This window comes from Bacillus sp. FAU18 (genome assembly GCF_056033885.1).
Genome location: NZ_JBVYHZ010000003.1, coordinates 1,346,267 through 1,368,360, shown reverse-complemented (window position 1 = coordinate 1,368,360; position 22,094 = coordinate 1,346,267). Strand labels below are relative to the sequence as shown.

General features: G+C 37.4%; 25 protein-coding genes and 6 pseudogenes. 18 read left to right on the top strand and 13 right to left on the bottom strand.

Translation table 11 applies throughout. The features are described 5' to 3' along the window. Positions 1-95: 95 nt before the first annotated feature. On the top strand, positions 96-632 hold the full coding sequence (locus tag AC0OMU_RS07010; protein WP_003231280.1) for a DUF420 domain-containing protein: 537 nt from the start codon (positions 96-98) through the stop codon (positions 630-632). Positions 633-720: 88 nt separating this feature from the next. Here AC0OMU_RS07010 and AC0OMU_RS07005 read toward each other — a convergent pair whose 3' ends face one another. After that, entirely contained in the window at positions 721-1,398 is a 678-nt protein-coding gene (locus AC0OMU_RS07005) for a lysozyme family protein (RefSeq protein ID WP_003231283.1), read from the bottom strand. A gap of 193 nt (positions 1,399-1,591) precedes the next feature. On the opposite strand from AC0OMU_RS07005, the gene czrA reads away from it, so the two are divergent. Then, complete coding sequence (czrA, locus tag AC0OMU_RS07000) at positions 1,592-1,915, top strand: Zn(II)-responsive metalloregulatory transcriptional repressor CzrA (RefSeq protein WP_003231284.1); 324 nt, start codon at positions 1,592-1,594, stop codon at positions 1,913-1,915. 26 nt (positions 1,916-1,941) lie between these two features. Here the strand turns inward: czrA and csk22 are convergent, their stop codons facing one another. After that, on the bottom strand, positions 1,942-2,487 hold the full coding sequence (gene csk22, locus AC0OMU_RS06995) for a mother cell-specific sporulation protein Csk22 (protein WP_063335160.1): 546 nt from the start codon (positions 2,485-2,487) through the stop codon (positions 1,942-1,944). Between the two features lie 206 nt (positions 2,488-2,693). Between csk22 and AC0OMU_RS06990 the strand changes: the two genes are divergently transcribed. The 7 genes and pseudogenes from AC0OMU_RS06990 (at position 2,694) to csaA (ending at position 6,940) form a co-directional block, all read left to right on the top strand. Beyond that, positions 2,694-3,632, top strand: a complete 939-nt coding sequence (locus AC0OMU_RS06990) for a helix-turn-helix transcriptional regulator (RefSeq protein ID WP_474241023.1) — start codon at positions 2,694-2,696, stop codon at positions 3,630-3,632. 54 nt (positions 3,633-3,686) lie between these two features. After that, the gene (locus AC0OMU_RS06985; protein ID WP_015383850.1) at positions 3,687-4,169 is read left to right on the top strand and encodes a GyrI-like domain-containing protein; all 483 of its coding nucleotides are present in this window, start codon (positions 3,687-3,689) and stop codon (positions 4,167-4,169) included. Positions 4,170-4,246: 77 nt separating this feature from the next. Further along, positions 4,247-4,948, top strand: coding sequence for an MBL fold metallo-hydrolase (locus AC0OMU_RS06980; RefSeq protein ID WP_251217733.1), 702 nt, complete (start codon positions 4,247-4,249; stop codon positions 4,946-4,948). Positions 4,949-4,953: 5 nt separating this feature from the next. Continuing rightward, positions 4,954-5,530, top strand: a pseudogene (locus AC0OMU_RS06975) (TetR/AcrR family transcriptional regulator). Between the two features lie 77 nt (positions 5,531-5,607). Continuing rightward, positions 5,608-5,795 (top strand): annotated as a pseudogene (locus tag AC0OMU_RS06970) (GNAT family N-acetyltransferase, cg3035/Rv0428c family); the annotation flags it as partial. A gap of 22 nt (positions 5,796-5,817) precedes the next feature. Beyond that, a complete protein-coding gene (locus AC0OMU_RS06965; RefSeq protein WP_474241022.1) occupies positions 5,818-6,543 on the top strand; it encodes an AraC family transcriptional regulator in 726 nt (241 codons plus the stop codon). A gap of 64 nt (positions 6,544-6,607) precedes the next feature. Next, positions 6,608-6,940, top strand: a complete 333-nt coding sequence (gene csaA, locus AC0OMU_RS06960; protein WP_014477051.1) for a chaperone CsaA — start codon at positions 6,608-6,610, stop codon at positions 6,938-6,940. A gap of 247 nt (positions 6,941-7,187) precedes the next feature. On the opposite strand, the gene AC0OMU_RS06955 is transcribed toward csaA, so the two are convergent. After that, the gene (locus AC0OMU_RS06955; protein WP_181219353.1) at positions 7,188-8,624 is read right to left on the bottom strand and encodes a flavin monoamine oxidase family protein; all 1,437 of its coding nucleotides are present in this window, start codon (positions 8,622-8,624) and stop codon (positions 7,188-7,190) included. A gap of 128 nt (positions 8,625-8,752) precedes the next feature. Between AC0OMU_RS06955 and AC0OMU_RS06950 the strand changes: the two genes are divergently transcribed. From AC0OMU_RS06950 to yobK, 3 genes are all read left to right on the top strand, one after another. Further along, on the top strand, positions 8,753-9,310 hold the full coding sequence (locus tag AC0OMU_RS06950) for an SMI1/KNR4 family protein (protein ID WP_032726556.1): 558 nt from the start codon (positions 8,753-8,755) through the stop codon (positions 9,308-9,310). A gap of 99 nt (positions 9,311-9,409) precedes the next feature. Then, entirely contained in the window at positions 9,410-11,212 is a 1,803-nt protein-coding gene (gene yobL, locus AC0OMU_RS06945; protein WP_474241021.1) for an LXG family T7SS effector ribonuclease toxin YobL, read from the top strand. Positions 11,213-11,221: 9 nt separating this feature from the next. Then, a complete protein-coding gene (yobK, locus tag AC0OMU_RS06940) occupies positions 11,222-11,680 on the top strand; it encodes a type VII secretion system immunity protein YobK (protein WP_015383841.1) in 459 nt (152 codons plus the stop codon). A gap of 108 nt (positions 11,681-11,788) precedes the next feature. Here yobK and AC0OMU_RS06935 read toward each other — a convergent pair. Then, positions 11,789-11,862 (bottom strand): annotated as a pseudogene (locus tag AC0OMU_RS06935) (putative holin-like toxin). 303 nt (positions 11,863-12,165) lie between these two features. On the opposite strand from AC0OMU_RS06935, the gene AC0OMU_RS06930 reads away from it, so the two are divergent. Beyond that, positions 12,166-12,528 (top strand): hypothetical protein, encoded by a 363-nt coding sequence (locus AC0OMU_RS06930; protein WP_181219347.1) that lies wholly within the window; start codon positions 12,166-12,168, stop codon positions 12,526-12,528. Positions 12,529-12,740: 212 nt separating this feature from the next. Then, on the top strand, positions 12,741-13,100 hold the full coding sequence (locus AC0OMU_RS06925) for a hypothetical protein (RefSeq protein ID WP_474241020.1): 360 nt from the start codon (positions 12,741-12,743) through the stop codon (positions 13,098-13,100). Between the two features lie 40 nt (positions 13,101-13,140). On the opposite strand, the gene AC0OMU_RS06920 is transcribed toward AC0OMU_RS06925, so the two are convergent. After that, positions 13,141-13,476: a YolC/YozM family protein gene (locus AC0OMU_RS06920; protein WP_015383839.1), complete on the bottom strand. Its 336-nt coding sequence runs from the start codon at positions 13,474-13,476 to the stop codon at positions 13,141-13,143. A 129-nt stretch (positions 13,477-13,605) separates the two neighbouring features. On the opposite strand from AC0OMU_RS06920, the pseudogene AC0OMU_RS06915 reads away from it, so the two are divergent. Together AC0OMU_RS06915 and AC0OMU_RS06910 are read left to right on the top strand one after the other, a co-directional pair. Continuing rightward, positions 13,606-13,722 (top strand): annotated as a pseudogene (locus AC0OMU_RS06915) (YolD-like family protein); the annotation flags it as partial. Continuing rightward, a pseudogene (locus tag AC0OMU_RS06910) lies at positions 13,715-14,963 on the top strand (Y-family DNA polymerase). The pseudogenes AC0OMU_RS06915 and AC0OMU_RS06910, both read left to right, overlap by 8 nt. Before the next feature lie 54 nt (positions 14,964-15,017). On the opposite strand, the gene phrK reads toward AC0OMU_RS06910, so the two are convergent. From phrK to AC0OMU_RS06870, 8 genes and pseudogenes are all read right to left on the bottom strand, one after another. Then, positions 15,018-15,140, bottom strand: a complete 123-nt coding sequence (phrK, locus tag AC0OMU_RS06905) for a phosphatase RapK inhibitor PhrK (protein WP_004399440.1) — start codon at positions 15,138-15,140, stop codon at positions 15,018-15,020. Then, positions 15,137-16,252: a response regulator aspartate phosphatase RapK gene (gene rapK / locus AC0OMU_RS06900; protein ID WP_474241018.1), complete on the bottom strand. Its 1,116-nt coding sequence runs from the start codon at positions 16,250-16,252 to the stop codon at positions 15,137-15,139. Before rapK ends, phrK begins: the two co-directional genes overlap by 4 nt. A gap of 154 nt (positions 16,253-16,406) precedes the next feature. Further along, positions 16,407-16,538, bottom strand: a complete 132-nt coding sequence (locus tag AC0OMU_RS06895) for a phage holin (protein ID WP_250620605.1) — start codon at positions 16,536-16,538, stop codon at positions 16,407-16,409. Between the two features lie 727 nt (positions 16,539-17,265). Then, the gene (locus AC0OMU_RS06890) at positions 17,266-17,640 is read right to left on the bottom strand and encodes a YoqO family protein (protein WP_021481445.1); all 375 of its coding nucleotides are present in this window, start codon (positions 17,638-17,640) and stop codon (positions 17,266-17,268) included. A gap of 252 nt (positions 17,641-17,892) precedes the next feature. Beyond that, a pseudogene (locus AC0OMU_RS06885) lies at positions 17,893-18,187 on the bottom strand (SOS response-associated peptidase family protein); the annotation flags it as partial. A 180-nt stretch (positions 18,188-18,367) separates the two neighbouring features. Next, positions 18,368-18,733, bottom strand: coding sequence for a hypothetical protein (locus AC0OMU_RS06880; protein WP_029318057.1), 366 nt, complete (start codon positions 18,731-18,733; stop codon positions 18,368-18,370). Positions 18,734-18,764: 31 nt separating this feature from the next. Further along, entirely contained in the window at positions 18,765-19,682 is a 918-nt protein-coding gene (locus AC0OMU_RS06875; protein WP_051922667.1) for an SAR2788 family putative toxin, read from the bottom strand. Positions 19,683-19,701: 19 nt separating this feature from the next. After that, the gene (locus AC0OMU_RS06870) at positions 19,702-20,607 is read right to left on the bottom strand and encodes a S8 family peptidase (protein ID WP_032725934.1); all 906 of its coding nucleotides are present in this window, start codon (positions 20,605-20,607) and stop codon (positions 19,702-19,704) included. A gap of 320 nt (positions 20,608-20,927) precedes the next feature. Here AC0OMU_RS06870 and AC0OMU_RS06865 point away from each other — a divergent pair, with 320 nt between their 5' ends. Both AC0OMU_RS06865 and AC0OMU_RS06860 read left to right on the top strand, forming a co-directional pair. Next, a complete protein-coding gene (locus AC0OMU_RS06865) occupies positions 20,928-21,110 on the top strand; it encodes an AbiTii domain-containing protein (RefSeq protein ID WP_474241017.1) in 183 nt (60 codons plus the stop codon). Next, positions 21,082-21,933 (top strand): hypothetical protein, encoded by an 852-nt coding sequence (locus AC0OMU_RS06860; protein WP_474241015.1) that lies wholly within the window; start codon positions 21,082-21,084, stop codon positions 21,931-21,933. The genes AC0OMU_RS06865 and AC0OMU_RS06860 overlap by 29 nt, the downstream gene beginning before the upstream one ends. The last annotated feature ends 161 nt before the right edge of the window (positions 21,934-22,094 follow it).

The following is a 22,094-nucleotide window of genomic DNA, read 5'->3' as shown; positions in this document are numbered from 1 at the left end:
TGTCTAATTTCTGACGAAGCAATCGAAACCGTTGACATCTTCTTTGAATTTGCATACGATTTGGATAGCCAGTACAAATTAGGAGAGGTCACCAAATGAACCAAACAGAAAATAAACCGAAAAATTACACGGGGATTGTCCTTACGCTGACAGTTCTGATTAACGGTTTAATCGCAGTGCTGTTTTTTATGCCTAAATTAGATCAGTTCAGCCATGCGAATATTCACATTTTGCCAATGCTTAATGCGATATTCAACAGCTTTACGTTTATCTTCTTATTGGCCGCGCTGATTATGATTAAACAGAAAAATATCAAAGCTCACAAACGCTTTATTTTAGCCGCATTCACAACAACATTACTATTTTTGATTTGCTATGTGACGTACCACTCAATTGCGGAAAACACGCTCTATGGCGGAGAAGGTATTATGCGCCCGATTTATTTCTTTATTTTAATTACACATATCTGCCTTTCTGCAATCATTGTACCGCTTGCGCTGTTTACGCTGATCAGAGGCTTCAGCATGCAGGTAGAGCGCCACAAAAAAATTGCGAGATGGACAATGCCTCTATGGCTGTATGTAAGCCTTACAGGCGTTATTGTATATTTGATGATTTCACCGTATTATTAAAAGCCATACTCAGTATGGCTTTTTTACATGTAAACATGGCAAAAGCCCAAATTCATTTTTGGGCTTTTGTCAGTAAATTGATAGACTCTTATTCATGAGCCTTGGATTCCATGGTTTCAAGTGTTGCAACCTGCAAAGATTCTTCAACAGTTTTTGTTTTTTCTTTTACTTTTTCTGCATACGTATAATCACCGTAGCAATACGGATAGCGGAAATTTTTCGCATTTCCCCCGCAAGTATACAGATCAGGATTTTTTTTGACTTGCTGCTCGGAGTATTGTTTTGCCAATTCCTCAGTATGCGTTCCTCCATGTTCAGCTACAAAATCAATGTAACCTGCCCCCATGTTGTAGCTTTGAATAATGGTATCCAAATCCACGCCTTTTTCCTTACCGGTCTTGTACATGAGGGTAAATTGCTTGATGCCTTGTTTAACACTGAGTTGAGGGTCTGTTATCTCATTGCGTTTTAACCCCAGAGATTCAGAGGACTGCATGGGATCATTGCCTTTTCCTTTTGACTCCTGATACATCATGCCTAATATGAGTGATGTATAATTAGAGAGTCCTTGGCTTTCAAGCTCTTCTTCCACCAAGGGTTTGTAATCGGTTAAACGTTCCAAAACAATGGTTTTCGTATCGATCGGAAGTTTTTTGATTAAATCCCGGTTGAAAAAAAGCAGGACCAATAAAAAAGAGGCGATGACAAAGACAAAAATCATCATAAAACCCGCAGCAGCGAAACAGCCTTTTCTCTTTTTCTTCACTGTGTTTCACCCTCAATGTTTGGAGCAGTATGACCTTTTTTATTATGACATAAGACGGTATATCAGACCAAGTAAAAACCTGATTTGAAACATAAATTTAAACTATGAGATTGAAATGGAATACAAGCAGGCTGGTTTGCACTCAAGCGCATTTGTTATAAGATAAAACTATGAATAAAGAAAGGTGATACATATGACTGAATTTAGAGAAACGGAACAATCGGCTGCTGATCTGGACGAGGAGACGCTGTTTCTAGTCGCGCAAACATTCAAAGCGCTTTCTGATCCAACCCGAATCAGGATTCTCCATTTATTGTCCCAGGGTGAGCATGCTGTAAACGGAATTGCAGAAAAGCTGAATTTACTGCAATCCACCGTGTCCCACCAGCTTAGATTTTTAAAAAATCTCCGGCTTGTCAAATCGCGCAGAGAAGGAACATCGATTTATTACTCTCCGGAGGATGAACATGTTTTAGATGTTCTTCAGCAAATGATCCATCATACACAGCATGATTGAAAAAGACATCCTTGCTTAACTCGCTGTTAGCGGGCAAGGATGTCTTTTTCTTTATTGTGTTCGTGCTGTTCGAGTTCGTTTCTGCTGAGCTTGATGACAAAAGAAGAAAAACCGATATAATAAACGGCTATCAGAAAACAGACGCCAATTGTCAGAGGGTCCGTTCCGATTGACTGACTGTATGATCCAAGGCGGTTTAGATCAGGCGAGGTAAGATAAAGCTCTGTCACTCGATATAGAAATCTTGACAGGAATAAGGTTAAGAGAATCATTTCTACCCAAATATGAGTCCGAAAATAGATCTTTCCTCTGCGTTTTTCAAAGGAGATGTTTTTCTTAGCGAAAAAGACAAGGAGCCATCCGCCAAGAATGCCCAAAATGAGATATCCATATAAAAAAGGGTGAATGGCGCTGAAGATTGAAAGGCCAAAAGCAAACAGCGAGAAAAGAATGACGCGGGTGAACAGCCAGCGGGGCTTCAGCGGCTGGTATCCGATGGACCTTTTAATTTTTTTATACAGAAAAAAGATGATGATCATGGCAGGATAAACGCTCTGAAGTGTAAGATGCATGATGTGAAATCCCCTCCGTTGAGAAGTGTATGCTTATCCGGTTGGAAATAGTAGCTGAAATAAAATACTGAACACAAAAAAGAAGGGGAAACCCCTGCTTTCATAGCATATGCGAGGTGAATTCCGCCGCATAATAGATATGCCCAAGCTTTATCAAAATGTTATGATGGTTTTGTTGGAAAATACAAGAAGAAAAGGTGCGCAGAATGAAACTGGAACGTTTGTTAGCGATGGTTGTGTTATTGATCAGCAAAAAACAAGTGCAGGCTGCAGAGCTTGCTGAGCTGTTTGAAGTATCTGTCAGAACAATTTACCGTGATATTGAGACGATCAATAGGGCTGGTATTCCGATTGTGACCTCACAGGGTTCCGGGGGCGGAATTGGCATCATGGAAACGTATCGGCTTGAAAGAGAGTGGCTGAAGGAGGAGGAATTGTTTGCAATTGCTTCCGCTTTGCAGAGCGTTTCATCTATGTATGAACCCGTTTCTCACAGCACAGCCTATCAAAAAATCAAACATCTTATACCGGAGCACTCTGCTCAAGCATTTAAGCATCAAACAGAAAAATGGTTTATTGACATGACGGCATGGGGCCATACCGAGGATCAAAAGGCGCTTCGTGAGAAAATTAGCGCCGCCATCGATCGATTGTCAACGATATCTTTTACATATACAAGCGCAAGCGGGGAAACACTACTTCGGGAAACTGAACCTTATACATTGGTTTGCAAGGCGGGGCACTGGTATTTATATGCCTACTGCCTGGTAAGAAATGATTTTCGTTTTTTTAAACTAAACCGGATGAAAGATCTGGCCATCTTACATCAGACCTTTATCAGAAAAGACATTCAGCTGGACACTTTGCCATGGGATAAGAGTTGGTACCAAAAGGACCGTTTAACTGAATTGGTTATTCTTGTTCAGCCGGCAGCACGTCAGCGCATAGGTGAATGGTTCGGATATGATGTCCTACACTGTGATGAAGATGAAATCTGCCGGGCAGTGATTTCGCTTCCAGAAGATCAATGGCTGATCGGTTTTTTGCTCCAGTTCGGAAAGGATATTGAGGTTCTGCAGCCTCTTCATATACGGGATAAAGTAAAAGAAACCATTCATCACATGCAAAAAATATATGAAACCTGACACACTGCTGTCAGGTTTCTTTGTCTATAATCTTAGTAAAAAGGAGGGGATCGTATGGGCTTTTCACATATGACACACTTAGACAGGAAACGATTTGCCGGACTGTCACAACGGACAAGCAACGCACTGGAAATGACAGAAGAAAGGCGGATTCCGGCACTGTGGGACCAATTCTGGAAGCAGGATATGAGCGCTCTTTTATCACAGTCTGAAAAAGACAAGAGCATTATTGCCTTATATTCGAATTATGAACAAGAGACGAATGGGTTATATACGTTTTCAGTCGGAACATTTCAGGAATACGACGACATTCTTCCGGGACCATATGAAAACATTGATTTGCCGGCTTCCGCTTACGCCGTTTTCACTTCCAGAATCGGCCCTATTGAAGAGATTGTGCTTGAAACATGGAAGGAAATTTGGACTTGGGATAAGCGGCATCTGCGCACGTTTACAGGTGACTTTGAGATGTATGATCAAAGTGCCGCAGTGCCACAGCGGGCACAAGTTAACATTTATGTAGCGATTAAAAAATAATAAAACTCTTGAAAAACTAATGGTGTTAGTTAATAATAAAACTAACACCATTAGTTTTTGTTAGGAGGAATAAAAAGATGAGGATTACTCAGTACCAAACGGTTTGGCAGCTGACTTTTTTTCCAGCATTGTTTCCAGTCAATTGCTATTTAGTAGAGGAAGAAAACGAAGTCACCCTTATTGATGCTGCGCTTCCAGGCAGCTATAAAGGAATCATTCAAGCCGTGAACCAGCTTGGAAAACCGCTTCAGCATATTTTACTGACTCATGCACATGGGGACCATGTTGGATCACTGGATACATTGGCACAAACATTTCCGCATGCAAAGGTCATGATCTCGGAACGGGATTCATTCTTGCTTCAAGGTGACACATCCTTGCGGCAAGATGAGCCGCAGACGCCTATAAAAGGAGGTATTCCGAAACACATACAAACAAAGCCTCACCAACTGCTGACGGGCGGTGAAACAATTGGTTCTCTGCTTGCCATCCCTACACCGGGCCATACACCAGGCAGCATGTCATTTATTGATACTAGAAACGGCACTTTAATAGCAGGGGATGCGCTCCAGTTGCGCGGAGGAATCGCTGTATCAGGCCAGATAAAATGGGCGTTTCCTTTTCCCGCCTTCGCTACATGGAATAAGGAGGAGGCCATCAAAAGCGCACAATTGCTCGCCGATAAGGCGCCTACCTGTCTTGCTGTCGGACATGGAAAATTCCTGCGATCACCTTCAGAGCGGATGAGACAGGCGATCCAAAAAGCAAAGAAAGGATGATGGGCATGTCACCGAGAATAGGATTAACCCCAAAAATGATTATAGACGCTGCAGCTGAAATCGCCGATCAGGAAGGGGTAAATGGTATCTCACTTGCGGCACTTTCTAAAAAAATGAATGTGCGTCCCCCGTCATTGTATAACCATATCAACGGGCTGCAAGCGATCAGAGCAGAACTTGCTGTCAGAGGACTGACAAAGCTTTTTGATCAAATGGCGGACTCCGTAACCGAACGAAAGGGAGATTCCGCTATGCTTTCTTTAGCTCATGCATATGTTGATTTTGCAATTGAAAATCCCGGATATTATGAAGCGGCTCTGCTTAAGGTTCAGGACAAACGGACGGAAATCGTCTCTGACCAAATTATCTGTCTTGTGACGAAGCTGCTCATTGAAAACGGCTATGCAAGTGAAAAGACTGCCATTCATGCGACAAGGGGGCTTAGAAGCCTGCTGCATGGCTTTACTGCTTTAATCGCAAAAGAAGCATTTGAACGTGAGGAGGACATTTTAGAAAGCCTGTCATTTTCAATTAGGACATTTTTGTCAGGATTATTAAATAAACAATAAAAATATTATGTAAACAAATGAATGGATGTCATATATTTCTGAATATTGTATAATATCAAGGGAGTATACATAGGCGAGAGGCATTATGCAATGGATGACATTCACAAGATTGAACGGTTAGCGGCAGCTTCATGGCCGGCTTATTTTCAAAAAAGCATAGGGCAATGGCTTCTCAGAGCGAAGTTTGGCGTAACCAAAAGGGCAAATAGCGTATGGACTTCTGCGGGGATATGCCTAAAAGGGATTTTTACCTATATCTGAACATCATTACCAGATCAAAAGATAATCAGAGGAAGGGGGTTGCTGATGAGTTCGCTTCAAGAGATTATTTGCGAAAAACGGACATACACACGTCTTTATCATTCACATAACCACGCATACAGCCAATTTCTTTTTCCGCTTGAAGGGAGTATAGATCTTGAGACTGAGGGGCGCCAGGTGAAATTAAATCCGGATCATTTTTTATATATTCCGCCGCAGTACGAGCATCGCTTCCGTTCTATCGGAAGAAATGAATGTCTTGTACTGGATGTTCCGCTTCATGCAATGAAAATTGATGAGTATCGTGCAGGATCGGGAATTGAAGCTGCACTCGATCCTTTCTGGTCTTCGATCAGGTACTTGCTGACAGAGGAAGCAAAGGCCAGAACAGCCAACTCGCTTCATATGCTAGTACAATACATAAAAGAAAAGCTTCAATCCCATAGCTATGCCTCAATTGCATACATTCACAGCCATTTATTTGAGCGGCTGACGATTAAGAAGCTGGCAGAAATCGAGCATTATCACCCAGCTTACTATTCAAGCTGGTTCAAAAAACAGACAGGGAAGTCCCCGCAGCACTATATTGCCGACCTTCGCCTTGAGGAAGCAAAACGAATGCTGATGGAGAGAAATGAAACCCTTACCGTCGTGAGCGAGGCGCTGGGCTTTCAAAACCTTTCTTCTTTTACAAGATGGTTCACAAAAAGCACAGGAATGCCGCCCCGCCTGTATCGAAACACCTTATATTCAGATAAAAAATAATGGCTATTTGGTTAAACGAATCTTGAATATCTCCTTTACAATAGGAGAAAAAGGAGTTATTGATATGGCAGTCATTGAAGACTTTGAGAAATTGGATATCAGAACGGGAACAATTGTAAAAGCGGAAGAATTTCCTGAAGCAAGAGTACCGGCAATCAAGCTTGTAATAGATTTTGGGACAGAAATCGGCATAAAACAATCGAGTGCGCAGATCACGAAGCGTTACCAGCCGGAAGGTCTCGTCAACAAGCAAGTCATAGCAGTCGTGAACTTTCCGCCCCGCCGGATCGCCGGATTTAAATCGGAAGTCTTGGTCCTCGGTGGCATACCCGGCCAAGGCGATGTCGTCCTTTTGCAGCCGGATCAGCCTGTCCCAAACGGCACAAAAATCGGATAACGCAAAAAAGACGTTTGCCTAAGGCAAACGTCTTTTGCGTATTGAGGCGATGCACCACACGCCACATTCGTGTGTGCCGTAAAGGCATGTACATCGGCTTACACAATTCAGCTCATCGCTATATGAATATAGCATGGAGGGCGAAGGAATGCAAGGGTTACTTTGTTAATGTGATGAATTTGTCCGTCTAATCAAGATCTTATTATATGAAATGTAATAATCTTTTAGTACAAAAGGTGAGCATGATCTAAGGTAAGCGATTGACCTCATAAGCAACACGTATTCCAGATTCAATCGCGCCTTGCATCCACGCATGAGTGAGTGAGGCGTGTTCTCCGGCGAAATGAATTCTGCCCTCAGGGACAGGAATATAGGGATACAGCTCTAATTCTTGTCCTGGTTCGAAAGCTGTAAAACCTCCCGCAGAATACGGGTATAGGCTCCAGCTAAAAGAAGTGCCAGACACAAATTCAGACCATACAATATCGCCATAGATTTCAGATAAATTCAGTAAAGTATACTGGATTCGCTCTCCTTCTGAAAGACTGTCCCATATCAGTGCCTCATCGGCCCATGTATAGCTGGCCAGAATGACAGCATGTCCATTTGCTCCAATATTTCTGCTTGGATAATACGAAAAACGAATCGGTAGATCAGTAATAGATTTGCCGCCGCGCTGCCCAGCTTTTTCCCAAAATCGGCTTTTAAACTCTATGCCGATTTTTGTTGCACTGATATAGTTTAGCTCACGGATGGCCCTTCGTTTATAGTAAGAGAAAGAATGGTATGGTTCAACTTTTACAAATCGCAACGTTGAAAAAGGAATGGTTACAATAGCGAGATCAGCTGTGAATGATGTGAATTCTGCCGTTTGTTGATGCTGACAATGGATCGTAACACTATTTTCACCCTGAGACATTTTCATCATTTTTTGATGGTATAGAATGTTTGTTTTTAATTGAGGAAGAAACGCGTGAGGCAGCAGATCCATGCCGCCAGTTATCTCATAGAAGTGAGCGGGCGATGAAAAAAAGATAGATTCCCGCAATACTTCAACAAGGGACATCCCCATATACGCTTCCATATCCAAAAGTACACCGATCATATCGATCGCGCCATAGGAAAAATACCTGTTCAAATAAGAACTTAACGACTCATTTTTGTATTGTTCTTCGACAATCCGCCAATTTCTCGCTGGATTTTGATTGATAAAATTTAGAATAGGCTGCAGTAAAGAAAGCATCAGCTCTTCAGACGTTTTCCCTTGTTCATTTGGTGCAACTGGGTATCTCAATATTCCAGGAGCTCGTTCAAAAACTTGGAGACGTGTTTTGATTCCATTTGCATAAATGATGTCCATAGGGGTTCTGTTGAGAAATACATTTGTTGGCAATTTGAATTTTTTGATATATTCTAAGGTTAACGAATGGTTATTCGGTATGCGCATCGGGCCAACGTTAAAATACAAATCATCACTAAAGGGAGATCTCAAAGTGCAGACACGGCCGCCCGCTCTGCCGCTCGCTTCGAGAATCGTTACTCTGTGACCGGCATTTTTCAGCAATGATGCTGATACAAGCCCGGACAATCCAGCTCCTATAACAAGAATGCGCTTTGGATGCTGCGATGCGCTAAGGCCATTTCGAATGATCTTTACCATGTCATCATTCATTAGAGAATTCACTTTTTGAAGGCACCTCTTTTTAGAATTTATTGCATTATATTCACTGAAAAGAGCGCCTATCACGATCTGTTCATATCTTTTGGAATTTGAAAGGGTTATTGTTAAAAGGAAATAAAGGGGTGATGTATGTGACTAACTTTGTTCATAAGACGGTAAATGGCTTGAAAAGTCTTTTAGATGAAAAAGGAGCCATTCAATTGTTTTGTTCTGAAGGGGATATCATGGAGTTCCTTGTTACATTTTCACAGGACAAAGCAACCCTTAACGACATTCAAAGCTTTGAAGCTAAACATCAGATTACCCTTCCAGAGGATTATCAGAAGTTCATGACACTGCATAACGGTGCGAAAATTTTTGAGATTCTTTCTGATGGGGAGAATATAGGTGGAGGACTTCAGCTATTTAGCCTTGAAGAGATTGAAGAGGAGTTAAAATATGAGGATTTGTTTGAAGATATCAATGGTATTCCAATTGGCTACTTATTGGAAGAATGCCATTTAATGATCGATAAAGATAAAGTGAACCAAGGTGATCCCAACTATCTCTATATATTTGAAAGTGGTTTAGAATATAATCCATTAAATGTAAACTTTGAAATATTTTTAGACCGGTATATATTGGCCAATGGGGAACCTTTTTGGGATTGGCGCTACTATACCGCAGAAAATTATTATAGAACAAGATAGTGTGATGTATAAGACAGTCATTTTGGCTGTCTTTTTCTGTTATTCAAATAGATTACTGTGGTAAAATTTACATAGAGTAGTCTAGGAAGGAGAAATGATATGAAGGTATTTGAGGCTGATTCATTACTCTTTGAGGCCGATAAAAGAACCAAAGAGTATAAGGAACTAAGGTCGCAAATGGTGAAGCTAAGAAAAGCTTTTCAAAACGTAGCTACCCTAGATGACAGTGAGTTTTCAGGCAAGGGTGCTGACAACATTAAAGCATTTTATCATGATCATGTCGGTGTTACTGATCAATGGATTGATTTAATTGACATAAAGATTGCTTTCTTAAGCAGCATGTCTGCAAAACTTGAAGATGCTAAGATGTCTGATGCTTACATAGAAGAATCCTTTTTAGAACACGAGTTGGCTAACGCCTATACAAAATCAAAATCCATTATGTCTGAACAGAAAAAAGCAATGAAAGACATATTAAACGACATCAATGATATTCTTCCCCTTGAAATATTTTCAACAGAAGACTTCAAAGACAAACTTTCTTCTGCAGATGACAAACGTGAAAAAACAATCGATAAGCTAAACAAGCTTGATGAGGATTTAAAAACAGAATACGTCGAAACAGAGCCTAACGAACAGTTCATCCAGCAAGATTTTAAAAAGCTGCAGGAATCAACAGGCAAAGGGAAGAACGCCACTCCGATTCACTATAACGCCAAAGCGTATAGAGAAAGTGACATACATAAGAAAAAAGGCGATATTGAGAAGCATTCTGAATCTTATTTAAGCGTGAAGAAAGAAGAAGCTAAAGAACGTGAAATAAAGGAATTGAAAAAGAAGCTTAATGACGGTGTATCTGACCCAGATGAATATTTAGAGATTGCTAAGAAAGTAGGCTACGAGAATCTCGAGCCAGCTCAAGTACAGCTTGCAGTGCAAATTGAACAAGCGAAGCAGCTAGAAGAGGCAGGAGAAGTCACCTGGGATATTGTAAAAGGTGTAGGAGTAGGCTTATATGATGTAGGAAAAGACACTGTAACTGGCATATGGGATTTCATCACCGATCCGGGAGAAACACTCTCAGCACTGGGGAATGCAGTTATTCATCCAGTGAAAACCTATGACGCTATTTCAGCAGCAATAGAAGAGTCATATCAAAAAGATATGGTGAATGGGGATGCCTATTCTAGATCAAGGTGGGTAACCTACGCTGTTGGTTCAGTGGCTGTAGCTGTTTTTGGAACAAAAGGTGCAGGAGCCATTAACAAGGCAGATGCAGCGGGCAAAGTAATAAACAAAGCAAGTCAGGCAGGAAAGAAAATTAAGGACGTCAAAATTCCAGATTTGCTGCCTTATAATCCTAAGTACGACTTTGCTCTAGCCGATAATGTGCCATACAATGTGGTTGATAGCCAAAGCCTTAAGAATGAACTTTTGACTAATGCGAAGAAAATACCGGATGGAACAAGAAAACCGTTTACTGGCCAAAAGATAAGCCCCCCTTGGCTAAATAAAGTAAAGTATGAAGCATATGAAATAGAGGGGAAGGTAAAGGCGAAGGGGAAAGTTAAAGATGTAAGCCGTAGAGTGTATACTATGAAAGATATTGATATTAATCAAAAAACAGAATTCGGTGTTACAAATCTTCAGCTTATGAAAAACGGGAATGCCCCTTATGCAAAAGACGGTACACAGATTAATTTACATCACTTGATTCAAGAAGAACCTGGCCCAATGCTTGAAATCCCGAACAGCTTACATACAAAATATAGTGATGTCATTCATCAGCTTAAGTCTGATGGTGAAAGTTTTAGAAATGATAAGGTTTTAAAAGCACAATACGAGAGCTTTAGAAAGAGATATTGGAAGTGGAGAGCGAAACAATTTGAAAATGAGAATTGAGGTGTCTATATGATTTATTCGAAGGTTGAGAACTTTATTAATGAAAATAAACAAAATGCTATATTTACAGAAGGCGCAAGTCATGAAAACATTGGTCGCATTGAAGAAAACCTCCAATGCGATCTCCCCAACAGTTATAAATGGTTTTTAGAAAAATACGGTGCTGGTGGTTTATTCGGTGTTTTAGTTTTAGGCTACAACTTTGATCATGCATCAGTTGTAAATAGAACTAATGAATATAAAGAACACTATGGCCTTACTGATGGACTTGTGGTTATTGAAGATGTTGATTACTTTGCTTACTGTCTAGATACGAATAAAATGAAAGACGGAGAATGCCCAGTAGTTGAATGGGATAGGGTAATTGGTTATCAAGATACTGTTGCAGAAAGCTTTATTGAATTTTTTTATAATAAGATTCAGGAAGCGAGAGATGATTGGGAAGAGGAGGAAGACTGGGACGATTAAGTAAAAATATTGCAATTGCTCAATACCCCGTCTCTGTACAAAAGCTACCCAGTAAAGGGCTTGCTCGATGTGATTTCTTGGTAGACCTATCCCTTCAGGTTCTTAGGCTCAAGGGAGGTCTATTTTTTATTTATATATGTCAACAGGGCAATTATAAATGACCCGAATACAAGCATTAGCATTATTGCCTGGATGTTGACATAGCCTCACCCTCTTTCATAGGGGATGAGCAAGACTCCCTTGAGTGAGCAAACTTAATGTACAGGAAATACTATACTAAATTCCCTTGACGTTATAAATTCAAACAATATATTGACAACAGCATTTAATAGAATTTCTATTAACATCATTTACATTTGAAATGACAGACACATATGGTAGTTTGCGACTCGCAAAATTCAAGGCGTAGTACTAATTCAGCTATTGAGTAGGATTGTTAAAAAGTGTTGATTTGTTGTTTTCAAAATGAAAAGTGAGGATTGTATATGAAGATTGTTAGCCAAGAAATTCAAGATTTGTCCATTAAATCCTTGGAATCAACTTTTAGTAAACTTTCAAATGCTTATAAAAGCACGACAGAAAAAGGTTCAAACACATCTCTTGTCAAAAAGAGACTGAACGCTGTAAAAATTGGTTTAGAAAGCCTAAAAGGTACTTGGAATGGTGAAGATTTTTGCTATGAGCAAGAAATCATATTGACTCATAAAGAAGTTCTACAAGATATCATTCCATCTATTGAAAAACAAATAGCAAAAGCAAAAGAAGGCAGTTCTCAAAAAACATTAAATGAGCGTCGCTTAACTGCACTAAAGCTGGCAATCGAATCTTTAGAGAGCCGTCTTATATAAGACAGTTAACTGTTCCAGAATTGGGCGCGTTACATAAACAAGATTGAAGGAAACCCTATTTACTATGGTTTCCTTTTATTTTTGCGTAATTATCAACATTAAAATTTATCAGAGCCTTATTAAATCATTTGAATGATTGTCGATATTTAACATGTGTAAAAATGGAAAAGGTGCTACAATTATAAAAAGCTCTGAAAGGATCGTGCTTATCGATGGTAAATGTAAACTCAAGTGATCTTATTTATGATCCGAAATTCTTAGCATTTTGCAGCTTGGCTACAGAAGGATACGGGGGAAATAACTCAGCTCCCAGTAAATCCATTGGTTTTAGTGAATTCTGTGAACAACTTGAGAAAAATGAAGTAGTTAAACCCGAGAACAAAAAAAGCTCACTTGACCTAAATAATTCTTTAGATTATTGGAAATCAAGATTTAATCCAGCCGGTAATCTTTCGGCGTTAGATTCTCAGGTATTAGATATTATCAAAAAAGCTTACAACTTAGGCATGGTTAACAAAGATAATATGCTGTTGCGAAACGAAGCAGTTAATGCTTACAAAAATTCAATTTGAATTTGAAATAGAGCCCAGCTTAGTAAAAGTGCTGGGCATTTTATTTATTAGAGTTATTTGCTTTCAGATACTCTCGATGTTCTTTGTTCAACTTTTCAATATCATCTTTAAATATATAGATCTTATATTTTTCCTTTGCTTCTCTTGACAGATTATGTTCTAAATATTCACGGAGCTTTGCTTCACTTTTGGTCTGATCCATGCCAATTGTAATTGCCGGATCTGTTATTCCAATTTGAAAACTAAATAAACCAAATTCATCCCAAGCACTTTCTAAAACTTCTTCAGGTGCTTTTTTGTTTGATTCGATTAAAGTAATACCCGATATAATCAAAACAGGAACTAAAATCAAAAATCCAATTAACCTCTTCTTCATTCACCATCTCACTCTCCCACGTCGATAAGAATCTCTCCTTTATTAATACTACGTATATCATTATTGACCTTTATATTTTATTACCAACATTTACATCGAACTTTTGTTCTTATTTATATTGAATAAAGAACATTCAGAGTCCATTACATTAATTTTGAACAACACAGGCTTCATGTAAAAGACCAGAATGACAATACAATTTATATCAACATGAATAACATCATAGGAGTTACATACAATGATTGATTACTCACAATTTCCACGTAAGAATATACTTTGTGTCGATATAAAATCCTTTTATGCTTCTGTATCGGCTGTAACAATGGGGCTTAATCCTTTAACATGCTACCTTGCAGTTGTGGGAAATACGGAGAGACAGGGAAGTGTAGTGTTAGTTGCATCTCCTGCACTTAAAAAAGATTTTGGAATCAAAACAGGATCGAGATTGTTCGAGATACCTGAAGATCCAAGAATACACATTGTAAATCCGCAAATGAAGCTTTTCATCAGAGTTTCGACTGAGATTACAAAGCTGTTTTACAGATTTGTTCCTGAGAAATGTGTTCATACCTATTCAATTGATGAATCTTTTTTAGATGCAGGAAAAGAAGATCCTGAAGAAATGGCCAAAGCAATTCAAAGTAGCATGTGGAGAGAATTTGGTTTAATGTGTACAGTTGGAATTGGTGACAATATGTTGCTCAGTAAACTTGCACTTGACCTAGAGAGTAAGAAAACAAAGAGTGGTATTGCACGTTGGAGATATGAAGATGTACCAAATAAACTTTGGAAAGTTCATCCGTTGTCTAAAATGTGGGGGATAGGAGAGAGGATGGAAAGGAACCTGAATCGAATGGGGATATCAACTGTAGGTCAGTTAGCTAAATTTCCTTTAGAGCTGCTTGAAAAAGTTCGGAATAATGGGAAACCAGTTGTATTATCATGCTCATGGAATCGATTTATCAGAAATAGGAGCTCCTTTGATGCAAGGGCAGATTAGTTTTGGTAAGAGTCAGATTTTACTGAGGGATTATATAAGGAGAGAAGAGATTAAGGCTGTTCTTTTGGAAATTTGTGAGGAAGTCGCAAGAAGGGCACGTACACACAACAAAGCTGGTCGAACAATCAGCCTGGGTATTGGATACAGTAAGGATGATCTTGGTGGTGGATTTCACCGAGCCAAAACAATAGATCTTCCCACAAATATCACGATAGACATATATAGATGTTGCTTGATGCTGTTTGATAAGTTTTACTCGGGTAAAACAGTAAGAAGTATCTCAGTTACGTTATCAAATATTGAGGATGATGTTAATCAACAGTTGAGTTTATTTGAAGTGGATAATGAAAAGAGAAGGAAACTTGGGTTTGTAATGGATGGGATTAGAAGTAAATACGGATCGAAAGCGATTCTTAGAGCAGTTTCTTATACATCTGCTGGTACTGCGCTTCACAGAGCAGGGCTGACTGGTGGACATAAATCATAAAATAAAAGCCCACTCAAATGTTTGAGTAGGGCTAAATTAATTAATCAACCTTTTTTAACCTCCGACAGGCCTTTCAGCTACCTGGATGTTAGATGGTGAATCTGTACTCAATTGCGTTAAAGCTACTCCACTTAAAATCACAGCTAAAATAGATACGCAAAGCACAAGTTTTTTCATAAGATTCCCTCCACCTGATTCATTTTCTGTTCAGCCCAAACTTTCGCATTGAAAAAGCTCGTTGCTTCTTCAAAAGCACCTATTGATTCAAACCTTTTTGCAGCTATGTAGGACAATTCATCTACACTTTCAAGTTCATTTTGCTGTTTTAAAAACTCAATATTACTAATACAGCTATTGAAATTATTTTTTAATTCCCCACAATAAAGGTTGTATAAGATGCTAATTTTGGCTTCGTATACTTTATTCTCCATTAATATGAGTCTTTCCTGTGCTTTATTGTAAAAATTAATGGCTTTCATTTTTTCGTCAATTTTAAAGAGTTCTTTAATCATCATGAATAAAGAATTTATATAATAAATCGAATGTAACCAAGATTCATTTCCTATTGCTTTTTCAAGAGATTCAATGCATTTATCAGGTTTGTTCCAATCAGAATAAACGATACTAAGATTGTGAAATAATTGAGCTTTTAAAAATTCATCTTTTGTTTCTTTTGCAATATCAATTGCTTCTAAGTAATATTGTTCTGCTTCCTCAAATCGTTTCATATCAGCATAGTTTGCAGCTGCAATCATTGTTGATGTAGCTAGTTTGCATTTATAATCAGGGTGTCGCTTATATATTGAAATTGCATTTTTTATATAGTGTTGTGCCACAATGCTTTGTTTAACAAGAGTATATAAGTAAGAGACTTTAGAGTAAAATTCAGCTGCTTCAATTTCATCTGGAATTTCTGCAAGCTTTTTCTCAGCTAATCCATATAAGTTGATTGCTCGATCATAGTTTTGGTTGTATGCCTCATACATTGCTTCAAATAAATAAAAGTTGTATTCTAATTTATCATTTGTTTTTTTAATGAAGTTTTGATTGTCTTCAGTAAAATAGGTGTGTTTTTGTAAAGGTTCTCCTCGTGAGGAATGCAGCAACATTTTATGTCTTTCTTCTAATAGACTATAATACGCAAGAACTTCTTGGTCTTCTTCCATTTCATCAAAAAGTTTCTTTATCTCTGAATAATATTTTATTGATTCATCAACCTTTTGTTTTTTTATAGCAATGTACCAGTCATTCAGTGTAGTAGCGACAACTTCAGAAGCGATCTTACTCATTCAAACCCCTCTTTCTGAAAATTTCAAAAATCTCTCGAAAACAATCATAACATAGTCATTGAAAAAATTGTAAAAGGATGTAAAGTTTTCTGCAATTTTTTTCATTTGAAAAAGCGAAAAAAATACCCTCCTCAATTAAGAGAAGGGCAGGGGGTTATCTCGGTGAATCATAATCCATTGCTTGTTCACTATCATAAATACCTTGAGTCGTTGGATCAACAATGATACCCATTGCAGTTAAAAAAGTTAGAAGTGCATTAAATTTCTCTGTTAAATCGTCACCCAAAACCGACAAATCGTATAGTACACCTCTAACATGCGTATCGTAAAAATTTTTAAAGAACTAAAAAAGTCAGTAAACATAAGGGTTTTGACACTTTAATTAGTGAATAGAGGGCAAACGATCGTAAAACATAAGTGGGAGTAAGGGGAAGGGGGTATTTTAAGCAAATATTGATGAATAAGAAGAGATTTGAAGAGGGAAAAACATTGATATTATAGGCTTTTACGATAGCGATTACGAAGTGAAAAGGACGATTTTATGCGATATTAGGAAAATGTAAATTTGGGGAGGGTGTGGAAATAGAGGTGCTATGGGCACTTTTGTTCTTGTTTTTGAGTATTTGGATGTTAATATACCCCCTATATATTGGTAGTTAAATCCCTATATAATAGCTCTTATACCTGCATTTCAGTTACATATAATGGTTATGCTCGAAGTTTTTGATCGTTATCGTAACAGGAAAAATTAATACGAACACTTATTATAGCCTTAATAAGCAAAATGTTCTGAGTGAAGTACTACATATATTCAATCTTGTCTTTTTAATGGAAATGGAGCATCCATCGTTTTTTTATTTGGCCATATTTTGATCCCTTAATGATCTCGACTGATTAATCCTTATATGCAATATAAGATTTGGCCAAGTAATTGTTATTACTCAGCGGTAACAGAAGAGAAGGAATTAGGGAAAGCATTTGATTTCATACATAAGAGACCACAAGGCAAAGAGTTAAGACTCTTTACCATGAGGTGTTTTCCTTAACCAATTCGCAATAAGTTTCATTAAATTTACTGCAATAGATACCAAAACAATGATCAAAGCGATCTCAAGTAAGATGATAAGTCCAATATTTAAGTCAAGCCTATCAAAGTAATCACCGCTAAAGGAAATGAGTTGATAAATACCTAGCATTAGAGCTATAAAGATTGCTCCTAAAACAATTAGAGATTTTTTAGAGAAATCCTTAGCATGTTCAAAATTATAAATTATTAGAAATACAAATAGACAAGCCATAGCAATCTCATGAGTCAACGAACCGCTTGCTGAAAATCCTTGCACAATTAAGGAAGCAATTAATCCAATTATTCCGATTATTTTTTTCAAGGTATCACCTTCTTTGTATGATCCTAGGTGCCAGATTACCAATTAAAGGGGAATTTCTCAAGACATTTACTTTAAAGTTAACTTAAAATCGAGATTTTAAACAGATAGGAGGAAATGAATGAATCAAGATATTCAGTTTTTAAAAGAACTTCAGCAAGAGTTGAAATATCAAGACAGCGAGGGTCAAGCTTCACCGCGTTTCTGGACGGTGGGTGACTATGAGTGGGTGGAAGCTCGCGAAGAAAATGCAGAACGGTATTCTGTATACCTGCCAGCGGGTATGATACAACGTTTGCTGACAAGTGGCTTTCGAAAGCTTGGTTTCTCGGCCAGTGTCGGCACGAGCATTAATCATATTGTAGCCGATCTTTTCATCTTTAGCCCAAGGAGGGATAAGGCCCCATCTAAGCTTGCCCAGACGGTTATTGGATCCATCGTTAATGATTGTCAGGATGTTTTGTGAAGGAGCGACATTATAGTTTGGGTGATATTCACCTTCAGGTAAGAATTGATCTATGTTGAATTGCTTGATGATGTCATTGTACAAGCTTGATACACGAAAAACAAAAAGGAGGGATGTGATGCAGCAAACAGTTGAGGTTAAAGAAGTTGAAGTATTGGTCAGGGGAATATGGAGAAAGAATAATCAATGATATTAATACTTAAACAGTCTTCTGATAGTCTTTACAATAATAAGAAAGCCCCCATACCGGGGGCTTGAAGCTGCCTAATAACCATTAAATCCCTTGATTTCAAAGTTTTCTGTATCGAGATTTAGGCTATTCAATTGCTTTAACAAAACCTCAAATTTTAAGCAGTCACCGTTTCTTAATTCTTCTGGAATATCTTCAGGATTTGCAATTTTCATTCCATTCTCAATCCACTGTTTTCGGTATAACTGAATTGCAGCGTCAATTAAATAATCTGGAGTTACAATAAAACCTAAGCTTACGTCATGATCTTCACTGTAGCCGTATTCAAAATCGCAACAAGGGCAGATTTCAAATGTTTTTTGATACTCACCATCATTGTTTAATGGGTTTTCACTTAATCCTTTATATCCGCAAATTAAACATGTATATAATTTAGTCATAGCAATCCCTCTTTAATATATATAGTTCCTATTATTGATTTTTATAATAATTATAACCAGCTTTTTTATTTGGATGTTTTGGCTTAAAGTACGTTATTATAGTATCTTTATTCCCTTGTCGTTCTACAGATAAGAATTCATTGGTCTTCTTATTATACTTATAATAACGATAATTGCCACCAAATTTTTTCTTGCTTCTTTTTTCAAGAACAGTTTTGCTAGTTGCTTTTCCTAAAAAAGTTCGAGCTTTATTTAGATATTGGGATTTCGTAATGTTGCCAAATTCTTTTTTGTGCTTACGGTAGTGGTCGTCTAAATTTTTCATACTAACTTTACGGACAGCTTTTGAAGCAGATGTTTTAGTTCCATACTTTTTGGTTGCTTGTTTAACACTAGTTTTGCCGAATTTTTTAATAGCTTGTTTTATACCTATACGTGCAACCACGATAGCAATCCAAACTAGTGGGTACCAAGATGCATGTACTTCAGCAGTATTTACATTAAACTCTTCCCCAGTTTTCGTATCAGTTACAGTTGCAATGAAATCTCCATCATCATTTATATCTTGTAATTCAACATTAAATTCTCCATTGAAAACTTCTCCAGAATCATCTTCTGCTTCTGCAGAGACAACCATACTACTTGTGTCTAAATCTAGTTCTAACTCACCATCGACAGATAAATCATCTGTTTCAATATTTGTTTGGATTGTTGCTTCATTACCATTTATGTCGCTTTCTAATTCAACATTACTGTCATCAATAGATTCCCCAAATATCTCTTCAGTTTCTGAATCAATTTGGTCACTGTCAATTGTTTCTGTTGGTGTTTCATCAGTATCAATTAATTCTTCTTCATTGATATTTTGATTTGTTGTTGCAGAAACAAACTCTGTTCCTACGCTATAAAATACAAATACTGCGAGTAAAAAGCTAATAAAATATTTCAATTTATTTCTCCTTTTTATTTTATTGTGAGTGGAATTGTATTAAACCATAACCATATTCTTGATCAGGGCCTATTTTTCCTAAATCTTTGGCTGTGCTCTTTAAGCTTTTAATTACATCTTCTCTTTGAAAATGTGGATTTTCAGAAAGAATATTTGCTACAACACCTGTTGCAAAAGCTGTTGCAAATGATGTTCCATTAACGGTTTTTACTTCGCCTTTGGGATTGAAAACAGGAATTTGAACGCCTGGTGCAACAAAGTCAATCTTACCTTTTGCTGCAAATGGATCTCTTTTAAGGTTTTTATCAATAGAGGAAACAGATATAACATTTTTATATTTTGCCGGATAATCCGTTGAAAGACCTAATGTATTGCCAGCAGAAGCGATTACTATTATGTCCTTCTCAATTGCTTTGTTGATAGCATTTCTTAATCCCTTGTCGTCTTTTTGAAAGCCAAAGCTGAGATTGATAATGTCAACATCCTGTTTAATACACCAATTGATACCGTTAATTACATCATTGACTTCACCACCTCCTTTATCATTAAGAACCTTAACATCGAATAATCTCACTTGAGGAGATATTCCTTGAACTGTTTGTTTATTTAAAGGAGCCATAATAACACCCGCTATGGCTGTACCATGGCCTAAAGAATCTTTTGTAGTGGAATTATTTTTTATAGCATCATATGAGGTTATTGAACTATTTTCAAAAATAGACATAGAGCTATTAATTCCACTATCTAATACAGCTACCTTTATAGGACTCTTTGGAGAATAAAGTTTAACTTCTTTACTTGGGAACACAGTACATAATCCCCAGTTTGTTTTGCAGTCATCATTTGACAAGGTAATTAGAGAATACTTACTAGTGCAACCTGTTACGGAGAATAGCACAAGAAAAGTAACAAAAAACTTTTTCATTTAACAACCTCTTTCGTGTTACTTTTTAACTATTTTTCACATAGGTAAATAATACTCAATTTCCATATATAAGTAAAGGTGGAAAGAATAAATTTTGAATATTAAAATTTCTAAATATGGAAGGGTTGAATTTACAAGAGAATGCACGTAGTCGTTTAATGTTTATATATTAAGAAAGAAAGCGTACCGGCAACTGGAATTAGGACGCTTTTTTTATTATGGCATCTAAATAAAACAACAATTTTATCTCAATTTAGTAGAGAGTTCCCTAAAATATGCTAAAATACCTAAAGAGTAAAAATTGGAAGGGGCAGTAGTCAATGGTTAAGAATAGAAATTTAGAAGCATTAAATTTATCTGAGGAGATACTACGTAATTTTGAATTGAATGAGATACCTACTCAGCATATTGTTTTAAAATGTTTAAGATTAGCACGTCTAATCAATGATTTCAATGCAGTTGAGTGGTTAAAATATGAAGCTAATGGCTTTGCAAATAAATGAAGAAGGTTACTTAACTAGTGAAGCTTGGGAAGCTTGCGCAAGGTCTGGAAGGCGTTTTTTTACAGATGATCCAAAAAGTAAAGCCAAAAAACCTAAGAAAGTTGAAAAAGCCTTCACCGAAACAATTGCTGTTATGGAAGCGACAGTTGAAGCCTCAAAAGCTCGAATGAATGTAGCATATGACAGAGATATATCAATATCTTCTCAATCAACTATTTCACCTATTATACCTCCTGGTAATTCAGCTGAGCGAAAAAACTTAGCTAATGCTATACGAGAATTTACCCGGAAAATTGAAAAGGTAAAGTCTAGATTGTATGAGTACGTATTCAATTTAAATCATGAGTTGAAATTTGGAGAGATAACAGAGGATATTTTCAAACGAAAACGTAAAACTGTTGACACTGTTCTAAAAGAAATCTGCCCTGAGGCAATTCAAAAATTTATTTCAGTATACGAAAACCTTAATTCAACTAATGATGAAGATTGGGCAAATGCAGTACATACCTGTAGAAGAATTATTAAAGAGGTTGCTGATTCTCTTTATCCACCATCAGACGAGCCTATTTCACTGTCTGGGGGAAAAATCATTAAAATTGGTGAAGATCAATATATAAATCGATTAATACAATATATTGATAGTAAGTCAACAAGTGAAAAATTTTCGTCCATTGTTGGATCACATTTAAAATTTATTGGTGAAAGGTTAGATGGTGTGCACGAGGCTGCAAACAAAGGAACTCATGCAGAAGTGACGCTCGATGAAGCAGAAAGGTACATTATCTATACTTATTTAGTTATCGGTGATATTTTATCTCTTTAAATTCAAGAAATGCAGTCATTTGGTAGATAACTATTAATTATGTAACCCCACCACAATTAAACATGTTCTAACGTGATTTAAGGAAAGGTCAAGGCAGATTGAAAGCCTTGGCCATTACTACAAATTTAATGATCATTATAAGTGATCAAAATTGAGGTGAT

What these genes read in the sequence shown, in the direction of transcription:
- AC0OMU_RS06865 (WP_474241017.1), top strand. Translation starts at nt 20,928, where the DNA reads ATGGTTAAGAATAGAAATTTAGAAGCATTAAATTTATCTGAGGAGATA.
- yobK (WP_015383841.1), top strand. Translation starts at nt 11,222, where the DNA reads ATGATTTATTCGAAGGTTGAGAACTTTATTAATGAAAATAAACAAAAT.
- AC0OMU_RS06880 (WP_029318057.1), bottom strand. Translation starts at nt 18,733, where the DNA reads ATGACTAAATTATATACATGTTTAATTTGCGGATATAAAGGATTAAGT.
- AC0OMU_RS07010 (WP_003231280.1), top strand. Translation starts at nt 96, where the DNA reads ATGAACCAAACAGAAAATAAACCGAAAAATTACACGGGGATTGTCCTT.
- csk22 (WP_063335160.1), bottom strand. Translation starts at nt 2,487, where the DNA reads ATGCATCTTACACTTCAGAGCGTTTATCCTGCCATGATCATCATCTTT.
- czrA (WP_003231284.1), top strand. Translation starts at nt 1,592, where the DNA reads ATGACTGAATTTAGAGAAACGGAACAATCGGCTGCTGATCTGGACGAG.
- rapK (WP_474241018.1), bottom strand. Translation starts at nt 16,252, where the DNA reads ATGAGTAAGATCGCTTCTGAAGTTGTCGCTACTACACTGAATGACTGG.
- AC0OMU_RS06985 (WP_015383850.1), top strand. Translation starts at nt 3,687, where the DNA reads ATGGGCTTTTCACATATGACACACTTAGACAGGAAACGATTTGCCGGA.
- phrK (WP_004399440.1), bottom strand. Translation starts at nt 15,140, where the DNA reads ATGAAAAAACTTGTGCTTTGCGTATCTATTTTAGCTGTGATTTTAAGT.
- csaA (WP_014477051.1), top strand. Translation starts at nt 6,608, where the DNA reads ATGGCAGTCATTGAAGACTTTGAGAAATTGGATATCAGAACGGGAACA.
- AC0OMU_RS06990 (WP_474241023.1), top strand. Translation starts at nt 2,694, where the DNA reads ATGAAACTGGAACGTTTGTTAGCGATGGTTGTGTTATTGATCAGCAAA.
- AC0OMU_RS06860 (WP_474241015.1), top strand. Translation starts at nt 21,082, where the DNA reads ATGAAGCTAATGGCTTTGCAAATAAATGAAGAAGGTTACTTAACTAGT.
- AC0OMU_RS06920 (WP_015383839.1), bottom strand. Translation starts at nt 13,476, where the DNA reads ATGAAGAAGAGGTTAATTGGATTTTTGATTTTAGTTCCTGTTTTGATT.
- AC0OMU_RS06870 (WP_032725934.1), bottom strand. Translation starts at nt 20,607, where the DNA reads ATGAAAAAGTTTTTTGTTACTTTTCTTGTGCTATTCTCCGTAACAGGT.
- AC0OMU_RS06980 (WP_251217733.1), top strand. Translation starts at nt 4,247, where the DNA reads ATGAGGATTACTCAGTACCAAACGGTTTGGCAGCTGACTTTTTTTCCA.
- AC0OMU_RS06925 (WP_474241020.1), top strand. Translation starts at nt 12,741, where the DNA reads ATGGTAAATGTAAACTCAAGTGATCTTATTTATGATCCGAAATTCTTA.
- yobL (WP_474241021.1), top strand. Translation starts at nt 9,410, where the DNA reads ATGAAGGTATTTGAGGCTGATTCATTACTCTTTGAGGCCGATAAAAGA.
- AC0OMU_RS06930 (WP_181219347.1), top strand. Translation starts at nt 12,166, where the DNA reads ATGAAGATTGTTAGCCAAGAAATTCAAGATTTGTCCATTAAATCCTTG.